Here is a 703-nt window from a genome sequence, read left to right on the forward strand (position 1 = left end):
GTTGGCGCCGGTGTTGGCCGCGACGGCCGCGGCCCAACGCGACGGCACCCTGGGCACCGGCCAGGTCGCGGTGATCCGCAAGTTTTGGCACGAGCTGCCCGGCTGGATCGACGCCGCTACCCGCGAGCAGGTCGAAGCGAAGTTGGCCCACGAGGGCACCCGGTTTCGTCCCGAACAACTGGGCGCGCTGGCCGACACGGTCGCCGACTGCCTCAACCCCGACGGCAACTACACCGACGCCGACCGGGCCCGCCGGCGCGGGCTGACCTTGGGCAACCAACAATCCGACGGGATGTCAGAGCTACGCGCGCTGATCACCCCCGAACTGCGCGCCACCCTCGAAGCCGTGCTGGCCAAACTGGCCGCCCCCGGCATGTGCAACCCGAACGACGACACGCCGTGCGTCGACGCAACACCCCCCCAAGAGGCCATCGACAACGACGCCCGCAGCGCCGCCCAACGCAACCACGACGCGCTAACCGCCGCACTGCGCGCCCTGCTCGCATCGGGCAAACTCGGCCAGCACAACGGCCTGCCCGCCTCAATCATCCTCACCACCACCCTGGCCGAACTCGAAGCCGCCGCCGGACGCGCCCTGACCAGCGGGGGCACCATCCTGCCGATGAGCGACGTCATCCGCCTCGCCCGCCACGCCCGCCACTACCTGGCGATCTTCGACAAAGGCAAAACCCTGGCGCTGTAT

At 70.1% G+C, this 703-nt stretch carries 1 protein-coding gene; it reads left to right on the top strand.

The window, feature by feature from the left end; genetic code table 11:
- Nucleotides 1–703 (top strand): 13E12 repeat family protein (locus A5655_RS17710; protein ID WP_156764910.1); only part of this gene is annotated, 703 nt, incomplete at both ends.

The organism is Mycobacterium sp. 1081908.1 (assembly GCF_001673535.1).
GTDB lineage: Bacteria > Actinomycetota > Actinomycetes > Mycobacteriales > Mycobacteriaceae > Mycobacterium.